At 43.7% G+C, this 16693-nt stretch carries 13 protein-coding genes; 9 read left to right on the top strand and 4 right to left on the bottom strand.

Annotated elements, in window-relative coordinates:
• The first annotated feature begins 9 nt into the window (after positions 1 to 9).
• The 5 genes from BUB08_RS02165 to BUB08_RS02185 all read left to right on the top strand — a co-directional run bounded on the left by BUB08_RS02165 (position 10) and on the right by BUB08_RS02185 (position 7241).
• A complete protein-coding gene (locus BUB08_RS02165; RefSeq protein ID WP_317041208.1) occupies positions 10 to 1803 on the top strand; it encodes an NADH-dependent [FeFe] hydrogenase, group A6 in 1794 nt (597 codons plus the stop codon).
• Between the two features lie 178 nt (positions 1804 to 1981).
• Positions 1982 to 2941 carry an alpha/beta hydrolase family protein gene (locus tag BUB08_RS02170; RefSeq protein WP_072998486.1) on the top strand — a complete coding sequence of 320 codons (960 nt, stop codon included), beginning with the start codon at positions 1982 to 1984 and terminating at the stop codon, positions 2939 to 2941.
• Entirely contained in the window at positions 2938 to 3771 is an 834-nt protein-coding gene (locus BUB08_RS02175; RefSeq protein WP_072998488.1) for an endonuclease/exonuclease/phosphatase family protein, read from the top strand. Before BUB08_RS02170 ends, BUB08_RS02175 begins: the two co-directional genes overlap by 4 nt.
• A gap of 125 nt (positions 3772 to 3896) precedes the next feature.
• The gene (locus BUB08_RS02180) at positions 3897 to 5069 is read left to right on the top strand and encodes a 3-phosphoglycerate dehydrogenase family protein (protein WP_072998490.1); all 1173 of its coding nucleotides are present in this window, start codon (positions 3897 to 3899) and stop codon (positions 5067 to 5069) included.
• Positions 5070 to 5210: 141 nt separating this feature from the next.
• Entirely contained in the window at positions 5211 to 7241 is a 2031-nt protein-coding gene (locus BUB08_RS02185) for a transketolase family protein (protein WP_072998491.1), read from the top strand.
• Here the strand turns inward: BUB08_RS02185 and dat are convergent.
• On the bottom strand, positions 7238 to 8074 hold the full coding sequence (dat, locus tag BUB08_RS02190) for a D-amino-acid transaminase (RefSeq protein WP_072998493.1): 837 nt from the start codon (positions 8072 to 8074) through the stop codon (positions 7238 to 7240). The genes BUB08_RS02185 and dat overlap by 4 nt on opposite strands.
• Positions 8071 to 8919, bottom strand: coding sequence for a deoxyribonuclease IV (gene nfo, locus BUB08_RS02195; protein ID WP_072998495.1), 849 nt, complete (start codon positions 8917 to 8919; stop codon positions 8071 to 8073). The genes dat and nfo overlap by 4 nt, the downstream gene beginning before the upstream one ends.
• 106 nt (positions 8920 to 9025) lie before the next feature.
• Between nfo and BUB08_RS02200 the strand changes: the two genes are divergently transcribed.
• Both BUB08_RS02200 and BUB08_RS02205 read left to right on the top strand, forming a co-directional pair.
• Positions 9026 to 9541 carry a DUF4251 domain-containing protein gene (locus BUB08_RS02200; protein ID WP_175549923.1) on the top strand — a complete coding sequence of 172 codons (516 nt, stop codon included), beginning with the start codon at positions 9026 to 9028 and terminating at the stop codon, positions 9539 to 9541.
• 143 nt (positions 9542 to 9684) lie between these two features.
• A complete protein-coding gene (locus BUB08_RS02205; protein WP_072998498.1) occupies positions 9685 to 12099 on the top strand; it encodes an alpha-ketoacid dehydrogenase subunit alpha/beta in 2415 nt (804 codons plus the stop codon).
• Between the two features lie 35 nt (positions 12100 to 12134).
• On the opposite strand, the gene BUB08_RS02210 is transcribed toward BUB08_RS02205, so the two are convergent.
• Together BUB08_RS02210 and rhaB are read right to left on the bottom strand one after the other, a co-directional pair.
• Positions 12135 to 13013 carry a MerR family transcriptional regulator gene (locus BUB08_RS02210; RefSeq protein WP_072998500.1) on the bottom strand — a complete coding sequence of 293 codons (879 nt, stop codon included), beginning with the start codon at positions 13011 to 13013 and terminating at the stop codon, positions 12135 to 12137.
• Positions 13014 to 13119: 106 nt separating this feature from the next.
• A complete protein-coding gene (gene rhaB / locus BUB08_RS02215; RefSeq protein WP_072998888.1) occupies positions 13120 to 14589 on the bottom strand; it encodes a rhamnulokinase in 1470 nt (489 codons plus the stop codon).
• Positions 14590 to 14804: 215 nt separating this feature from the next.
• Between rhaB and BUB08_RS02220 the strand changes: the two genes are divergently transcribed.
• Positions 14805 to 15800, top strand: a complete 996-nt coding sequence (locus BUB08_RS02220; protein WP_072998502.1) for a DUF4412 domain-containing protein — start codon at positions 14805 to 14807, stop codon at positions 15798 to 15800.
• On the top strand, positions 15797 to 16678 hold the full coding sequence (locus BUB08_RS02225) for a metallophosphoesterase (RefSeq protein ID WP_083570522.1): 882 nt from the start codon (positions 15797 to 15799) through the stop codon (positions 16676 to 16678). Before BUB08_RS02220 ends, BUB08_RS02225 begins: the two co-directional genes overlap by 4 nt.
• The last annotated feature ends 15 nt before the right edge of the window (positions 16679 to 16693 follow it).

Genomic DNA, 16693 nt, shown 5'->3' on the forward strand with positions numbered 1-16693 from the left:
AAAATTGAAATGATGAACAAAAATGTAAATATCACGATAAACGGTTTTCGGGTAGAAGTAAAAAAAGGGATGACCATTCTTGAGGCCGCCGAAGAGGAAGGAATAAAAATACCAACGCTCTGTTACCACAAAGACCTTTGTGTAGCCGGCAACTGCCGCGTTTGCGTGGTGGAAGTTGTCGGGCAAAAACGGCTCTCCGCAGCATGTGCCACTCCTTGCGAAGACGGGATGGAAATTCTCACCAACAGTCTGAAAGTTAGAAACTCGAGAAAACACATCATTGAATTACTGCTTGCCGAGCACAACGCAGACTGCACCAAATGCTACAGAAACGGAAACTGCGAGTTGCAAAAACTGGCTTCGGAGTACAAAATTATGACGCAGGATTTTCTTGAGCTCTCCCCGCTGAAAAATTACACCATCGACATGTATTCGCCGTCTATTATGAAAGACGACAGCAAATGCATCAGGTGCCAGCGGTGCGTTAGAACCTGTGCCGAATTACAGGGCGTTAACGCGCTGACAGTTGCTTACAAAGGCGACCGCATGAAAATTGCGACGTTTTTTGAAAAGGCAATGAACGATGTTGTCTGCACCAACTGCGGGCAATGTATTAACCACTGCCCCACCGGTGCGCTGGTTGAACGAAATTACATAGAAGAAGTATGGAACGCCATTTCAGACCTGGGCAAGCACGTTGTGGTTCAAACGGCTCCGGCAGTTCGCGTTGGCCTTGGCGAAGAGATGGGGATGAAACCCGGAGAAGCGGTTACCGGGAAAATGGTAGCTGCACTGCGCAGGCTCGGGTTCGATTCGGTGCTGGATACCGACTTTACTGCCGACCTGACTATTTTGGAAGAGGGCACAGAATTACTCACCCGGCTAAAAAAAGCGCTGGTTGAAAAAGACCAAACTGTCAGTATTCCTATGATTACTTCCTGCTCACCCGGCTGGATAAAATACATCGAACATTTGTATCCCGACAATCTGGAAAACCTTTCCACCTGCAAATCGCCCCAGCAAATGTTCGGCGCACTGGCGAAAACCTACTACGCCAAAGCCCGAAATATCGATCCTGAAAATATTGTTTCAGTATCGATAATGCCATGCACTGCAAAAAAATATGAGGCTCACCGCCCCGAGATGCACGACAGCGGCTACCGCGATGTTGACTATGTTTTAACAACCCGGGAACTGGCAATTATGGTTAAACAGGCCGGCCTGGATTTTGAAAAATTACCGCCGGCTAAGTTCGATCGTCTCATGGGTGAATCAACCGGTGCCGGAGTTATTTTCGGTGCTACCGGCGGAGTAATGGAGGCTGCGCTGAGAACAGTGTACGAACTGGTTACCGGCAGAGAAGTACCGTTTGAAAAACTCAACATTAAGCCGGTGCGTGGGATGGAAGGCGTAAGAAAAGCTTCCGTAAAAATAGACAATCCGCTGGAAGAATGGGCCTTTTTGGATGGTGTGGAATTAAAATGCGCAGTTGCCCATGGGTTGGTGAATGCAAAAAAAATTATGGATACGGTTAAAGCCGGGAAAGCCGATTTTCATTTTGTGGAAATAATGGCGTGCCCTGGCGGATGCCTTGGCGGTGGTGGACAACCCATCCCAACCAACCCGGAAATCAGGAAAAAAAGAGCCGAAGCCATTTATGCCGAAGACACCAGCCTGTCGTTACGCAAGTCGCACGACAACCCGGAAGTTCAGAAGCTATACAAAGATTTTCTGAAAGAACCACTGGGAGAACTCTCGCATCATCTGCTGCACACCAAATACACCAGAAGAGAACGTTTTTAGGCTGATTTTCAGTTAAAATGAATAAAATAAAATCCGGTTTCCTATGCCGGATTTTTTTATTCCTGCAAGCAAAATCCACCCTCTAAAACCGGAAAACCAGAGAAGGCAAAACTGAAAGTAAATGGAAGAATGTAAATCTAAAAATGACATTATTATTATCTTCGGCAAAACTTTAATTATGAGCAAACATTTCTCCTTACTATTCTTATTTACAATTCTTGGTTTATCATTATTCGGACAGGAAAAATACATCAGCCATTTTACCTCCGATGTAGTTGTAGAGACGCTTACTTATGCATCGAAAGACGGACAAGATCTGGCGCTTGATGTTTACTTACCACAAAACGATCCGGACACCGACCGCCCACTGCTTTTATTTGTTCACGGTGGTGGTTTTTTTGCGGGAGAGAGAAACAGCGAAAGCATCGTACGGTTTTGCAATAACCTTGCTGAATATGGGTACGTTGCTGCATCTATTTCCTACCGGTTAACCAGAAAAGGAACTCCTGAAAAGTTTGGATGCGACTGCCCCGAAAAAGAGAAACTCGCCACTTTTGCAGCAGCCGTCGAAGACATTCAGGATGCAACATATTACCTCATTCAAAATTCTGAATACCTCGGAATTGACCCTTACAAAATTATTCTTGCAGGCGGTAGCGCCGGAGCCGAAGCTGCGTTAATGACTGCATACACACCTCCGGTATGCTACGATCTGCCATCGGGCCCTGTTTCCTATGCCGGCGTAATTGGCCTGGCCGGCGCCATTCCCGACACCACAATTATTTACAAAGAATCGGCTGTTCCCTCCATGTTTTTCCACGGAACTGACGACAACCTGGTGCCCTACGGAACAGCGCCACACCATTATTGCGCAAAAAATAAGCCCGGATATATAATTTTGCACGGCTCCCGCACCATTGCTTCAAAGCTCGACAAACTCGCGGTTCCCTACTGGCTGCATACCACCTGCGGCGGCGGGCACGAACTGGCCGGCACACCTTTACACAAATACTTCGACGAGATAGTAGATTTTTGTTACAGCTTTGTTGTGAAGAAAAGTACTGAATTCAGGCACACCGTTGTAAAAGACAAAGAACAGCAACCGAATTACAAACAGTATAACTATTGTGAGCAATGAAAAAAATATTAGGCATCATTTTGCTATTAATACCCGCAACTCTATTTTCGCAACAGATGAATATCGTTTCCTTCAACATCAGATACAACACTCCCAACGACGGTGAAAATGCGTGGCCCAACCGGATAGAAATGGTCAGCGGCCTTTTACGTTTTCACGAAGCTGATATTTTTGGATTGCAGGAAGCACTCCACGGTCAGATTATCGACCTCCAAAACGAGCTTCCGGAATACGAATGGTTTGGCGTAGGACGCGACGACGGAGAAAAAGGTGGAGAGTTCTCCCCTATCTTTTTCAAAAAATCGAAATTTATTTTAATCGACCACGGAACCTACTGGCTTTCTGAAACTCCGGAAAAACCGAGTAAAGGCTGGGATGCCGCGCTGAACCGAATTATTACCTGGGGGCATTTTCAATCGAAAGTAACAGGGAAACAGTTTCTGGTTTTCAACACGCATTTCGATCATATTGGAGTAGAAGCCCGGAAAAATTCGGCAATTCTTATTCGCAAAAAAATTGAAGATATGACGCGGGGCAAAAACCTCCCGGTGGTGCTAACCGGCGATTTCAACCTCACCCCCGAGCAGGAACCGATTGTGCTGTTAAAAAAATACATGAAAGACAGTTACGAAGTAACCCAAGAGCCTCCATACGGCCCGGTTGGCACATTTCAGCAATTTAAAATAGAGAGTAAACTCGACCACAGAATCGATTACGTTTTTGTGCATGGCGGCATTTCAGTGCTAAAATATGCTGCCTTAACCGATTTCAAAAACCACCGGTTTCCTTCGGATCATCTACCTGTTTTTGTTAAGGTTCAGCTGAAGTAAACAGGCCTTAATGTTAATTTCATATTAAAAAGTTAAGACCTTTTCAGTCTGTCATCTTCAGATAAATTAGTGATATTTGTCATCTTTGCACTATGCAGGTTACAAAATCTTAAAATTCAAACCATATGTTTAAAATTCAAACATTAAATAAAATTGATGCCGGAGGTCTAAGTCTTTTTCCTTTGGACAATTACGAGATTGCAAGTGAAATACCACAGCCCGATGCAGTTGTGTTGCGAAGTTTTAATATGCACAACACAGAACTGCCAAAATCGTTGAAAGCGATAGCCAGGGCCGGAGCTGGTGTAAATAATATTCCGATTGACAAATGCACAGAAAAAGGAGTTGTTGTTTTCAATACTCCGGGGGCAAATGCCAATGGGGTAAAAGAACTCGTAATAGCAGGATTACTTCTTGCATCAAGAGATATTGCTGAAGGGGTAAACTGGGCAAAAACACTGGCCGACAAAGGAGATGAAATTCCCGCGCTGATTGAACAAGGAAAGAAGAATTTTGCAGGACAGGAAATCCAGGGCAAAACACTGGCCGTAATCGGACTCGGAGCCATTGGAGTGCTTGTTGCCAACGCAGCCCAGGCTCTCGGCATGAAAGTAATTGGATACGACCCGTACATTTGTGTTAAGCAAGCGCTTAAACTCAGCAACCAGGTTAAATTCGTTAAAGGAATTCAATCGTTGCTTAGCCAGGCCGACTATCTGACGCTGAACATTCCGCTGACTCCGGAAACAAAAAATTACATCAACAAAGAGAAGTTCGGAATGATGAAAGACAATGTCCGGATTCTGAATTTTGCCCGCGGCGGGTTGGTTGATTTGGATGCACTGAAAGATGCGCTGGAATCAGGAAAAGTTGCAAAGTACGTTACTGACTTCCCGAACCAAAAGGTTCTGAATATGAAAAACGTTGTTGCAGTTCCCCACCTTGGAGCATCAACCAAAGAGTCTGAAACAAATTGTGCAATGATGGCGGTTAACCAGGTAAAGGATTTCCTTCAGGACGGAAACATCAAAAACTCGGTCAACTTTCCGGAAGCCCAAATGGAACGTAACGGCGGATCCAGAATTCTGATTGCCAACCAAAATGTTCCCAACATGGTTAGCCAAATTTCAAGTGTTTTAGCGGCAGAAGGGCTGAACATTGACAATATGCTCAACAAAAAACGCGAAAGCATTGCATACAACATTATCGACGTGGCTCAGCATTCTATCAATCCCGAAGTGGAAGCAAAGCTCGAAGCCATTAATGGTGTATTTATGGTGCGTATTATTGAAGGTTAAAAACATAAAAGAAGGGGAAGCCGGCGGTTTCCTCTTTTTTATTAGCTTTGAGTTTCCTTGTGGATTTAAGCATATAAAGCCACAACAAAAATCCCGGATACTCGCCTGACTTAAACAATAAATTAAAAATAACATAAAAACATGAGCAAACGAATTGAAATGAAAGCAGCTGATAACATTCGTATCCTGTCTGCTTCAATGGTTGAAAAAGCAAAATCAGGCCACCCTGGAGGAGCCATGGGAGGAGCTGATTTCGTCAACATTCTTTATTCTGAATTCTTAAATTACGACCCGTCTGACATGACCTGGGCTAACCGCGACAGGTTTTTCCTTGATCCCGGTCACATGTCGCCAATGCTATACTCTGTGCTGGCACTTGCAGGTTACTACAACATGGAAGATTTGAAAAACTTCCGTCAGTGGAAAAGCGTAACTCCCGGACACCCGGAGCTTGATGTTGAACGCGGCGTGGAAAACACTTCCGGTCCGTTAGGCCAGGGCCACACAATGGCAGTTGGTGCAGCAATTACAGAAAAATTTCTGAAAGCCCGGTTCGGCGACTGGATGTCTCATAAAATCTACACGTTCATTTCCGACGGTGGAGTTCAGGAAGAAATTTCGCAGGGAGCAGGGCGAATTGCAGGATATCTGGGCCTTGGCAACCTCATTATGTTTTATGATTCAAACGACATTCAGCTTTCCACAAAAACGGATGCCGTTACTAACGAAGACACTGCAAAAAAATACGAAGCCTGGGGATGGAACGTACTGACCATTGAAGGCAACAACCCCGACCAAATACGGGAAGCATTGAAAAAAGCCAATGCCGAAACAGAAAAACCTACCCTCATTATCGGGAAAACCGTAATGGGTAAAGGCGCTGTAACCGAAGATGGGTCAAATTACGAAAACCAGACATCAACGCACGGAATGCCGTTGTCTGCCGCAGGAGCATCGTTTGCAAAAACCATTGAAAACCTTGGCGGCAACCCCGAAAATCCGTTTGCAATATTTGAAGACGTACAAGCTGTGTACGACAAACGAAAAGAAGAACTGATAGAAGCTGCAAAAGCGAAAAAAGAAGAGCAGGCCCGGTGGGAAGAAGCCAATCCGGAACTGGCAGCAAAATGGCACAAATTCTTTTCCAGCGAACTGCCCGATTTCGACTTTTCAGCCGTTGAGCAAAAAGCCAATTCTGCAACTCGCGGAGCAGCCGGAACAGTTTTGGGCGCTATGGCCGGAAAAATTGAAAACCTGATTGTTGCGTCGGCCGACCTTTCCAACTCTGACAAAACTGACGGATTTCTGAAAAAGACCACGGCTTTTGCCAAAAACGATTTTAGCGGTTCATTCCTTCAGGCTGGAGTAAGCGAACTCACCATGGCCTGCATGGCAAACGGAATGGCGTTGCACGGAGGAGTTATTCCGGTTTGCGGAACATTCTTCGTATTTTCAGATTACATGAAACCCGCAGTGCGTTTGGCAGCACTGATGGAACTTCCTGTAAAATACGTTTGGACACACGATGCATTCCGTGTAGGAGAAGACGGGCCAACCCACCAGCCGGTGGAACAGGAAGCTCAGATTCGCCTTATGGAAAAATTAAAAAATCACAGTGGCAAAAACAGTACTTTGGTAATTCGTCCGGCCGATTGCAACGAGGCTACCGTAGCCTGGAAAATGGCAATCGAAAATACAGACACGCCCACTGCTCTGATTTTGTCGCGTCAGAATATTGAAAACCTGCCTGTAAACGGCGATGCTTACGAATCTGCATTGCAAGCAGAAAAAGGCGCATACATTGTACAAAAACCCGCAGAAAAACCAGATGTTGTGCTGGTAGCAAGTGGTTCTGAAGTTGCAACTCTTGTTGAAGGAGCCAAACTTCTTGCTAACCGCGACAACCTGAAAGTTCAGGTGGTTTCTGCACCTTCAGAAGGATTATTCCGCACCCAGCCCAAAGAATATCAGGAAAGCGTACTTCCGACCGGAGTTATCCGTTTCGGACTTACTGCCGGATTGCCGGTTACTCTTGCCGGACTGGTTGGAGAGAATGGAAAAACATTCGGCTTGGACATGTTCGGTTTTTCAGCACCGTACAAAGTGCTCGACGAGAAACTGGGTTTCAACGGAGAAAATGTTTACAACCAGGTAAAGGAAATGATGGCTTAAACCATCTCAAAAAATTTATGTTGCAAAAGCCGGGTGATTTCGCCCGGTTTTTTGTTTCCTACCGGTGTGTTGTTAACCTGAATAACCGGCGTGATTTCACTCCCGGTTCCGGCAATAATTAACTCATCAACATCAAACAATTCTTTTTCAGAAACAGCCCGTTCTTCCACAGGAATGTTGTTTGCGCCACAAATTTCAAGAATTACTTTTCGGGTAATACCGGGCAAAATTAAATTGGAAAGCGGATGCGTAATAACGGTTCCGTCTTTTACCGCCAGCACGCTGGAATGGGTCGCTTCAGTCACCTTTCCGTCACGAATAAGAATACATTCCCCTGCCCCGCTTTCTACTGCCTGATTGTACAACATTGTATTGGGCAGCAACGCAACCGATTTTATGTCGCAACGCAGCCAACGAATATCTTCGCGTGTAATTACACTAATTCCTTTTTCAAGCTTTTCGGTAAAAGAAGGCATCGGAAATGCAAACGCATAAACTGTTGGAGTAATTCCTGCCGGAAAATTATGTACCCGTTTATTTGCACCGCGGGAAATCTGGAGATATACTCCGGACTGAGTTTCCGCGAGGTTATTTTCGTTCAATAACCGATGGAAAATATGTTCAAGTTCTGCCAGGTTTTTAAACCCAATCTGAACTTCGTTCAAACTTCTTTTCAGCCGGGCAAGATGGTCCTCGTACCTGAATGGCTTTCCGTTGTAATATTTTATCACCTCGTAAACTCCGTCGGCAAAAACAAATCCGCGGTCATTGGGAGAGATGGTTGCATTTTCTTTTGGAAGAAACTCCCCGTTCAAATAAACTAATTCACTCATTTCTGCATACTTTTCAATCGTTCAATTTCATCTGCCCAAAGGTTTTCATTGGGTGTTTCCAAAATAAGAGGGATACCGTTAAACCGATCGTCACGCATGATGCGTTCAAACACTTCAATTCCAATTGTGCCTTTTCCCAGACTATCGTGCCGGTCAACCCGCGATCCGAACTCCTTTTTTGAGTCGTTTAAGTGCATCCCTTTCAAAAAGGAAAAACCTACCACTTCATCAAATTCAGCAAAAACCTGTTCAAACCCTGCCTCGGTTTTCAAATCGTAACCGGCAGAATACGCATGCGCTGTATCAATGCACACGCCCACCCTGGTTTTGTCTTCCACCTGGTCGATAATTTTTTTCAGTTGGTAAAAAGAAAAGCCCAGGTTGGTTCCCTGTCCTGCAGTATTCTCAATAACAGCAATTACCCCGGTTGTTTTTTCCAGGGTTAAATTAATGGAATGTGCAATGGTAGCCAGGCATTCATCCTCACTTACCTTTTTCAAGTGGCTCCCGGGATGAAAATTTAAACGATCCAGCCCCAGTTGTTCGCATCGTTGCATCTCATCCAGAAATGCATCGCGCGACTTTTGCAACGCGTCTGCTTCGGGGTGTCCAAGATTAATCAGATAACTATCGTGTGGCAAAATCTGTTCGGGCTTATAACCATATTTCTCGCAATTCTTTTTAAATGCATCAATGCTTGTTTGACTCAATGGCTTTGCCTGCCATTGCCGCTGTTTTTTTGTAAACAGCGCAAAAGCCGTAGCACCTATTTTGTGAGCATTCCCAGGAGCATTTTCAACTCCGCCGGCAGCGCTCACATGAGCACCAATAAATTTTTCTGACATAACATTTTTTCTTTTTTAGCGTATTAAACGCCGGTACATTTTTTGCAAATAAAAAGAACTTGAAGCGAAATTAAATTTAATGCATCAATATAAAAATTTAGAGGCCATGAAAACTACAATTATTGCAGCATTTTTAATGCTCCTGTTTTCCGCAGACATTATGGCACAGGAACCAGCCAAAAGCCGCAGGGAACGCCGGGAAGACCGACAGGAAAAAAGAATAGCAGAAGTAAAAAATCTGATTGAAAACCAAGCTTTTGTTTTTGTTCCAACCCATGCAATGCCGTTGGGAGGTGGCAGCATTCAACTTAGCCATTCTTTTGAGGCTGAAGTAAATGCCGATTCTCTTATTTCTTATTTACCGTTTTACGGGGTGGCATATCATGTGGAATACGGCGGACGCAACTCTGCCTTCGACTTTTCCCTTCCTCTTAAAAACTATGAAAAGGAGAAAGATGACGACGGATACCTGATAAAAATGGAGGTAAAACGGAACATGGATTATATTACATACACGCTGCGTGTTTCCGAATTGGGGTATGCAACACTGAATGTAACCAGCACAAACAGGCAGGCAATTTCGTATTACGGGCGAATAGAGGCTCCTCGTAAAAATGATTGAAAAATTAATACAAAAGCTAACTGATTAATCAGCAAAAAGATTCCTGTTTTCAGGATTTCCGAGACGGCTTTTGCATAAACAAATTTTATCCTCAAACGTTATTCTTCCGGTTACAGGACAAAAATGTCTTAAATAAATTACTCATGTATTTAGAAAAACCGGAAATATCTACAATAAACCAGATATCAATTGAAGAAGTCCTCAATGATTATTACATAGCCTGTTTAAGTCGTCAATTAAGCATTTTGGGACGCCGCGAAGTTCACAACGGTCGCGCGCACTTTGGCATTTTTGGCGACGGAAAAGAAATTCCCCAGCTTGCAATGGCCAAGTTCTTTCAGAAAGGGGACTGGCGTTCGGGCTATTACCGGGATCAAACATTTATGCTGGCTCTGGGGTTGCTTCAACCCGAAGAGTTTTTTGCAATGATCTACGGGGAAACCGACGATAAACTTAACCCGTCTACCGGCGGTCGCAACTTCAACAACCATTTCACCACGTCAAATCTCGATGAAAACGGCGAAATAAAAAACCTTGCTGAGAAGTACAATTCGGCGGCAGACATTTCATCTACCGGCGGACAGATGCCGCGTTTACTGGGGCTGGCTCAGGCTTCGAAGGTAGTCAGGGAACACCCCGAACTAAAGAAACATCTGAATAACAACGTCACCGGAAACGAAGTGGCCTTTGGTACCATTGGCGATGCCAGCACGTCCGAAGGGCTTTTCTTTGAAACAATTAATGCAGCCGGTGTTATGCAAGTTCCAATGGCTGTTGTTGTTTACGACGACGGGTACGGAATTAGTGTTCCCACTGAATTACAAACGACAAAAGCAAATATTTCGGCAGCTTTAAAAGGTTTTCAAAAGGACAGCAACACCAACGGAATTGATATTTTAACCTGCAAAGGATGGGACTACCCCGCTCTTGTTAAAACATTTTCAGATGGAATTACCAGATGCCGAAGAACGCAAACCCCGGTACTTTTTCACGTCAGAGAGTTAACACAACCGCAGGGCCACTCCACTTCCGGATCGCACGAACGGTATAAAAGCAAAGAACGACTGGAGTGGGAAAAGAAAACCGACGGAATTAGTCAGTTCAAAAAATGGCTACTCGAAACCGGGAAAGCTGACATCGAAACCCTCACTCAGATTGAGAGCAAAGCCAGTAAACGAGCCAAAGAAGCGAAAAAAAATGCGTGGAAAAATTTTACTGACGGATTTGTTCAGGAGATTGAACAGCTAAACAGTGTTATAAAAAAAATTAAACAAAGCTCTAACGATAAAATTGACGGAACCGGGGAGTTGGATGAAATAAAACAACGCACCTTCCCTACCCGCAGAAAATATTTAAGTTTTGCCAAACGCTTGTTCTTAGAAATTCATACGAGTTCATTACCGGAAAAAGCGGAATTAGGCAACTGGATCTCGAATTTCGAAAAAAGTAGCCGGGATTCATACAATAAACAACTCTATAGAGAAGGAGTTGACTCAGCCCTTGAAGTTAAACCCAACGCTGTAAAGTACAGCGCTGAAAGCATTGAAATGAACGGCTCAGAAATTCTGAGCCGTAATTTCGATGCCCTTTTTAACAAATACCCAAACCTTGTAACATTTGGGCAAGACACCGGAAAGTTGGGAGATGTTAACCAGGGGATGAAAGGTATGCAGGCGAAATACGGACAACACCGTGTTTCTGATGCCGGCATCAGAGAAGCAACAATTATCGGACAGGGAATTGGCATGGCTTTGCGCGGGTTCAGGCCCATTGCAGAAATTCAGTATCTCGATTATCTCATTTACGCACATTCCACGCTCAGTGACGATTTGGCCAGTTTGCAGTATCGCACCAAAGGGAAGCAGGTAGCTCCGCTGATAGTTCGCACACGCGGACACCAACTGCAAGGGATGTGGCATGCCGGCTCTCCCATGCAAATGTTACTGGGGTCGCTCCGCGGCATGTACCTTTGCGTTCCGCGCAACCTTACCCAGGCAGCCGGAATGTACAACACGCTGCTCGAAGCAAACGAACCGGCGCTGGTTATTGAACCGCTGAAAGGATACAATGTAAAAGAGTTGCTTCCAGAAAACATTGGCGAGTTTAAAGTTCCGCTCGGGGTTCCGGAAATTATCAGAGAAGGAACCGATATTACTTTTGTTACTTATGCATGGAATGTGCACCACGCCTCAAAAGCAGCAGAATTGCTTGAACACTACAATATTTCGGCAGAAGTTATTGATGTGCAAACACTACTTCCTTTTGACAAAGACCACGTCATTCTAAAATCCATACAAAAAACAAACAAAGTACTGTTCATCGACGAAGACGTTCCGGGAGGTGCAACTGCCTACATGATGCAAAAAGTGCTGGAAGACCAGAAAGCCTTCGATTACCTTGACACTTCGCCCAGAACACTGCCGGCCATGGAGCACAAACCTGCTTACGGAATCGACGGAGAGTATTTTTCCAAGCCCAATGTTGAACTTATTTTTGAAACGGTTTGGGAAATGTTGCGGGAGACTGATGTAAAACGCTATCCTGAGCTGAAGTATTAAACCAGCGTGTTCAGCAAATAAACGCCACGAAACACCTAGCGCAAATACTCTTTAAACTCTTTGTAGTCTTTCACCACTTTTACATTCCGGGGGAGGTCAGGCTGGTGAACCTGAAGTTGCCATCCGGTTACAAAAAGTTTCTGGGTGCTGAATAATTCTTTCAATGCAATCAGATAATTGTTCAACTCTTCTTTGGGAACAGAATTGATAAAAGCAGTAAAAATAAAGTCAACTTTAACCTGTTGCTGAATCTTTTCCAAATCTGCCCAGGGAACGAATTGCCCGAGGTAAATTACATGGTAACCCATTTTTTGAGCCAGGTAGGAATAAAACAGCAGGCTCATTTCGTGTAATTCATTTTCGGGAAGAAAAAAAAGAATGCTGGCATTTTTGGTATTTGCAACACGCAGTTTGTCTGTTTCGGCAATTAATTTCTGTCGAAAAATATTGGTAACGTAATGTTCCTGCGCAGGAAAAACAGAGCCCACCTGCCAATATATTCCAACACGCACAAAAAACTCGAAAAACACCTTTGTTACCGCATCCTCAAAACTGAAGGTGTTAAGTATTTCTGTGGTTAACCGGTAAAAACTGCGGTTGTCAAATTTAACCATGTCTAAAATCAACCGGTCGATGTAATCAGATTCAGATGTTCTGTGTTTCGAAGATTCTAAAACCGCTTCATTGATTTTCTCATCGTCCCAGGCCGCCACCTTGGAAATTTTATAACCGTTACGCACCAAAAGCGAAACATTCAGCATCCTCCGCAAATCCTCATCAGAATAAAAACGAATATTTGTATCGGTTCGCTCAGGAACAAGCAGGTTGTAACGCTTTTCCCAAATTCGTATCGTATGAGCTTTTACTCCCGATAAGTTTTCCAAATCTTTAATGGAATAACCTTTATCTTTCATTTGCCAAATGCTGTGTTTTATGTTTCAATGTGCTAAGGAATAACATTAGCCCGCACATTTTTGTTTAAACTTAAAAACAAAACATTTAAACAAAGCACCACTTCTCTTAAAGCAATTTTTCAAATCTCGCAAAAGCATTTTTCCAGTTCAAATCGGCAACCGGCTGAAATTCTTTTACTTCAAACGAATTCCGGACAACTTCCCGCGCTTCGGTCAACGACGTTAACACACCCAGCGCTTTTGCCTGCATTAATATATTTCCAATTGCAGTAGCTTCTGTGGGCCCTGCAATTACAGGTATTCCCGTGGCATTCGCTGTAAACTGGTTCAGCATTTCGTTATTGGCGCCACCACCGATAATATGCAGCTTCTCGATACGTTTACCGGTAATTGTTTCAACCTGCGCCAGCGTAAATTTATATTTCAGGGCAAGGCTATCGTATATACACCGGGCAATTTCGCCTTTGGTTTCCGGAACGTACTGATTGGTTTTCCGGCAGTATTCGCGAATGGCTTCAGGCATGTTCCCCGGATTTAAAAACAAAGGATCATCAGGATTAATAAAACACTTAAACGGTTCTGCGCCGGTGCTGAGTTCCACAATCTGCTGCCAGTCCAGCTCCTTTTCCTGGTCCCAGATTCGCTTACATTCCTGCACAAGCCACATTCCCATAATATTTTTAAGGAACCGGGTTGTTCCCTCCACTCCGCCTTCGTTGGTAAAATTCATTTCCAGCGATTTTTCAGACACCAGCGGGCACGGGCTTTCAATGCCCAGTAACGACCAGGTTCCGGAACTCAAATAAGCCCAGTTTTCGCCTTGGGCAGGAACCGAAACAACCGCCGAAGCAGTGTCGTGCGAAGCAACTGCAACACAGGGAATATCTGCACTTCCTGTCTCTTGCTGAATTTCGGGCAGAATATTGCCCAGCAACGTTCCAGGCTGAACCAGCTCCCCGCCAAGTTTTCGATCAATTCCGGCAATGTCAAAAAGCTCATGTTCCCATTCGGCTTTCCCCGGTTTTAACATTTGCGAAGTACTTGCAATGGTGTATTCATTTTTCTGAACTCCGGTAAAAAGGTAATTCAAAACATCGGGCGTAAACAACAACTTCTCCGCAATTCTCAGTTCCGAATCTTTGTTCTGAACAGAAGCAAACAACTGAAAAAGCGTATTAAATTGCATAAACTGTATTCCAGAAAGCAGGTAAGTTTCTTTCCTGGGCAAGCGCTGAAAAAACTGCTCCATCGAATTGTCCGTCCGGTGATCGCGATACGCAAACGGTAGTCCTGCCAACCGTCCTTTTTTATTTACAAGCGCATAATCCACTCCCCACGTATCAATCCCTACTGACTGCGGTTGCACTTTAAAGTCGGAAACGCATTTTCTGAGGCCGGTTTTCAACTCTTCGAACAAACTATAAATATCCCAGAAATGCGTGCCATGAATCCGGGTCATCCTGTTTTGAAAACGATGAATTTCTGATAACTTCAGTTTTCCCTGTTCCAGAGTTCCCAACATTGCTCTCCCGCTGGAGGCTCCCAAATCGAAAGCTAAAAAATAGTTTTTGCTCATTTCCGGCATGTTTTATTTTCCATTCAAAGTAAAATAAATCATTATTTGTTTCTATCCTGCGCTGTCATGACTTTTTCATTGCGTTTTAAAAGCATTTTATTCCCAAAATGATTCATTGATTTAACCTTAGGGAATTGACTTTTACGAACATTTCACCTAATTTTGAATGATTATAAATTATAGTTATTCTCGAACCTGAAAATTTAAAATAGATTATGAAACTTCTAATTCGGATTTCATTGATTACAATTCTCTCGGCACTTTTTGTGCAACCGGTGCAGAGCCAGCGGCTTTTGAGAAAGCTCCAGGAAAAAGTACAGGAGAAAGTGGAGGAAAAAGTAGAAAAAAAAGCGGATGAAAAAATTGATGAAGCGATAGATAGCCAATTGGACAAAATCGAACAATCATTGGAAAGTAATTCAGAAAACGATTCTGATGCCACTCAAAGCAGCTCTGGCGGCACTGACAGAGACCGGGAGCAACAGGTTCAGAGCATTTTAAAAGGACTTGGCATGGGCGGAGAACCCGTTCCGGTTGCCACCAATTATGTATTTGATCACTTAGTAGAGATGCAAATTGAGTCGTACAAAAAGAATGGAAAAAAAGACAGTGAAGGAAAGTTTCTTACACTAATAAACCCCAACTCTCAAAGTATGGCTTACAGATTTGTGTCGGGAGACATGGGAAATCCCGGGCAGGGAACATTTATTATTGATGCTGAAAATGGCGCCACCATAATTTTAAACGAAGAGAAAGGCGAAAAAACCGGGATTGTTTATGGAATGGGAGCTTTCTTCTCATCAATTGGAGAGAGCTACGAAGAAGAAACAATGGACGAAACACCGGAAGCCTACCTGGCCAATCCGAACGTAAAAAAAACAGGCCGTTCTAAAACAATTGCCGGCTATAAATGCGATGAGTATAAATATTCCGACGAAGAAAGCGACTCGGAAATATGGATTACAAAAGATATGAAATTGAGCACTCAGGACTTTTTCACCACGCTGTTTAAAACAAATCTTTACTCCAGGGGAATTCCCTGGGGATACATGATGGAAGCAACCACAGTTGACAAAAAAAACGGCGAAAAAACATTTATGCAGGTAACCCGTGTGGAAACCAACGCCAACAAAAACTTTAAAATGTCCGATTACAACCTCACAAATCTTGGCTCGTTTACCATGCCTGCACAGGAAGAACAACCGGAATGAAACTTATCAGCTTTTTAATTATTTTGAATGTATCTGTCTTTTCAATGAACGCCCGTGCCCAGATTAAGTTTGGCATTTTTGCCGATTGCCAGTATTGCGACTGTGCGCCACGAAACACTCGTTTTTATCAAAACTCCTTGCAAAAACTCGAAACGGCCGTAACACATTTTAATGAAGACGAAGAGTTGGAGTTTGTTGTAAACCTGGGAGATCTCATTGATCGTGACTTTGAAAGTTTCGACAAAACAACAACTGTTCTGGAGAAATTGAAAACACCGGTTTTTCACGTGATTGGAAACCACGATTTGGAAGTAAAAGAAGAACACCGAAAACTTGTTCCGGAAAAACTGGGAATGCAAAAATTGTTTTATACCATCGAAAAAGAAAACTGGGTATTCATTTTTCTGAACGGAAACGACATCTCTTTTCATTCGGACAACCCGGAAACAGTTCTGCTGGCTAAAGAAATGACGGCAAAGCTGGAGAAAAACGGAAGACCAAATTACCATCCGTGGAACGGAGGAATTGGCATATTGCAACTGCGCTGGCTGAATAACCAGCTGGCCTTGGCTCAAAAGCAAAATAAAAAGGCTGTCCTGTTTTGCCACTACCCACTCCTTCCTCACGAAAGCCATACATTATGGAATAGCGAAGAAGTGCTTGCCGTTCTAAAGGAATACTCGTGCGTAAAACTCTGGATGAACGGACATAATCACGCCGGAAACTACGCATTTCAGAATGGAATTCATTTTGTAAACCTGAAAGGAATGGTAGAAAGCGAAACTGAGAATGCTTTTGCTGAAGTTGTACTCACCCAAAAACAAATCAGAATTGAAGGATTTGGAAAAGAAGAATCCAGAAAACTCAACATCGAATAGTTTTATCAACAGAAA

It is taken from the genome of Mariniphaga anaerophila, assembly GCF_900129025.1.
GTDB classification, from domain to species: domain Bacteria; phylum Bacteroidota; class Bacteroidia; order Bacteroidales; family Prolixibacteraceae; genus Mariniphaga; species Mariniphaga anaerophila.

Coding starts and splice junctions, on each gene's coding strand:
- BUB08_RS02210 (WP_072998500.1), bottom strand. CDS start 13,013: ATGAAAGATAAAGGTTATTCCATTAAAGATTTGGAAAACTTATCGGGA.
- rhaB (WP_072998888.1), bottom strand. CDS start 14,589: ATGAGCAAAAACTATTTTTTAGCTTTCGATTTGGGAGCCTCCAGCGGG.
- BUB08_RS02170 (WP_072998486.1), top strand. CDS start 1,982: ATGAGCAAACATTTCTCCTTACTATTCTTATTTACAATTCTTGGTTTA.
- BUB08_RS02200 (WP_175549923.1), top strand. CDS start 9,026: ATGAAAACTACAATTATTGCAGCATTTTTAATGCTCCTGTTTTCCGCA.
- nfo (WP_072998495.1), bottom strand. CDS start 8,919: ATGTCAGAAAAATTTATTGGTGCTCATGTGAGCGCTGCCGGCGGAGTT.
- BUB08_RS02205 (WP_072998498.1), top strand. CDS start 9,685: ATGTATTTAGAAAAACCGGAAATATCTACAATAAACCAGATATCAATT.
- BUB08_RS02225 (WP_083570522.1), top strand. CDS start 15,797: ATGAAACTTATCAGCTTTTTAATTATTTTGAATGTATCTGTCTTTTCA.
- BUB08_RS02185 (WP_072998491.1), top strand. CDS start 5,211: ATGAGCAAACGAATTGAAATGAAAGCAGCTGATAACATTCGTATCCTG.
- BUB08_RS02165 (WP_317041208.1), top strand. CDS start 10: ATGATGAACAAAAATGTAAATATCACGATAAACGGTTTTCGGGTAGAA.
- BUB08_RS02180 (WP_072998490.1), top strand. CDS start 3,897: ATGTTTAAAATTCAAACATTAAATAAAATTGATGCCGGAGGTCTAAGT.
- BUB08_RS02220 (WP_072998502.1), top strand. CDS start 14,805: ATGAAACTTCTAATTCGGATTTCATTGATTACAATTCTCTCGGCACTT.
- dat (WP_072998493.1), bottom strand. CDS start 8,074: ATGAGTGAATTAGTTTATTTGAACGGGGAGTTTCTTCCAAAAGAAAAT.
- BUB08_RS02175 (WP_072998488.1), top strand. CDS start 2,938: ATGAAAAAAATATTAGGCATCATTTTGCTATTAATACCCGCAACTCTA.